2 protein-coding genes are annotated in these 1,996 nt (G+C 66.9%); both read right to left on the bottom strand.

The features are described from left to right. Positions 1–1,181, bottom strand: a 1,181-nt coding sequence (locus ACRDUX_RS26105; RefSeq protein ID WP_526417969.1) for a cytochrome c biogenesis protein/redoxin, incomplete at its 3' end; no start/stop codon positions are given. 146 nt (positions 1,182–1,327) lie between these two features. Continuing rightward, the gene (locus ACRDUX_RS26100; RefSeq protein WP_526417971.1) at positions 1,328–1,939 is read right to left on the bottom strand and encodes a fasciclin domain-containing protein; all 612 of its coding nucleotides are present in this window, start codon (positions 1,937–1,939) and stop codon (positions 1,328–1,330) included. Positions 1,940–1,996 lie beyond the last annotated feature (57 nt).

Below are 1,996 nucleotides of genomic sequence, written 5' to 3'. Positions count from 1 at the left end.
TCGGCGGGCCAGTAGCGGTTGCGGTAGTTGGTCCACGTGGACAGGTTGTTGTCCATCGCGATCGGGTAGTGGATGTCGAGGTCCGCGGCACCGCTGGCGACGTTGGTGTCGATCTTCTCGAAGCCGTACTCGGGGGAGTGCACCCCGATGACCTCGAGGCCCTTGTCCTTGTACGCGTCGTACCACCCGGTGACGTGCGGGATGGCTCGTTGGCAGTTGATGCACGAGTAGGCCCAGAAGTCGATGAGAACGACCTTGCCGCGCAACGACTTCAGGTCGATGGGGGAGCCACCGGGGGTGTTGAGCCACTTGGTGATGCCGACGATGTCCGGTGCGGTGCCGCAACTTTCGAGCTGCTTGGCGCCGTCGGAGCAGTTCGACAGCTGTGCGTTCTGGTCGTTGACGATGCCACCGAGGTTCAGCTTCTGGATCTGCTCCTCACCGCCGGCCTTCTCCTGCAGGGTGCTGGTGTAGTCGGGGATGGCGCGCTGCAGCACGGCGGGCAGGTTGAAGACGAGCGCCACCGCCAGCAGGATCGTCACCACGCCCGCGATGACGCGGATCTGACGCTGGCGGCTGCGGAAGGCGGCGACGCGTTCGGCGACCCGGCGGCCGGCGAGCGCGAAGAACAGCAGTGGCAAGGCGGCGCCGACGGCGAAGGACAGTGTCAGCGCCACCGTGTTGAACCCGATGGTGCCGGTGGCGCCTGCGACGACGATCGCGGCCAGCACGGGACCTGCGCACGGTACGTACAGAACGCCAAGGGCGAGTCCGAGGCCGAAGCCGTTCTTGCCGGTGCCGAACTGCTTCTGCGGCAGGCGGGAGAATGGTTTCTCGAGCAGCGCTTCGAATTGCGGGAAGATCAGCCCGAGACCGATGGCCACCAGCGCGACGAGGGCCACCCAGCGGACGGCGTCCTGCGGAAGGTGCAGCAGTGACAGCAGGGCCGACCCGAGAAGCGTCACGACGCTGAAGCTCAGTACTAGGCCGGCGATGACCAGGTAGGGCCTCAGTGTTTGGGACCGCGTCGGTTTCGCCTGGGTGGCCACCCCGCCGCCACCGTCGCTCTCGCGCACACTCTGGGTGCCGGAGAAGAAGATGACCGGCAGCACGGGCAGGATGCAGGGCGAGATGCCGGTGATCAGCCCGCCGATGAAGCCGACGGCGATCAGTGTGTACATGACTTCCATTCGTAACAGACCCCGGCGCGGATGGGGTCGTCGCTCAAAGAGACGTCACGACAATGTCATTCGTGCGAGCAACGGCGGTGAGTCGACAGGGCGGCCCGGCGCGGGGCCGGGCCACCCTTTCGGTGAAGAGTGCCAGGCTACATCGCCGGGGGAGCCGGGGGCATCATCACGGTGTCGATCATGTAGACCGTCGCGTTGGCGGTCTGTACGCCGCCGCAGACCAGGCCGGCGTCGCCGATCTTCAGATTCGCGCCGGAGCCGGTCACGGTGACCTCGCCGCCCTCGACCGTCTTGTGGGTGCCGACGACCTGAGCGGGGCTGAGCCTGCCGGGGACGACGTGGTAGGTGAGGATGCTGGTCAGCAGCGGCGCGTCGGTCTTCAGCTTGTCGATGGTGGCCGGGTCGATCTTGGCGAACGCGGCGTCGGTCGGTGCGAACACGGTGTAGTCAGCACTGTCGAGCGTGTCGAGCAGGTTCACGTCCGGGTTCAGCTTGCCGGACACCGCCGACGTCAGCGTGGTGAGCATCGGGTTGTTCGAGGCCGCGACCGCGACCGGGTCCATGGCCATGCCCGCGACCGAGCCGGGCCCGGTGGGAACCTGCTTGGCGTAGGCCGCGCAACTCGAGCCGACGAGGCCGGCCGCGGGATCGGCCTGTGCGATACCGGCGGAGGTGAGCAGACCGGCCATCGCCATGGCTGCGATCGAGGCGCCGGTGACGGCCTTCTTGGTCTTGCCGTGCAGTTTCATCTTGGTCAACTTTCAACTGGGGGTATGGGGCATGGACGGCGTCCCACCGCAGTACGG

Source organism: Mycobacterium sp. (assembly GCF_050701675.1).
Lineage (GTDB): Bacteria > Actinomycetota > Actinomycetes > Mycobacteriales > Mycobacteriaceae > Mycobacterium.
This window is presented reverse-complemented; position numbering and strand designations above follow the sequence as displayed.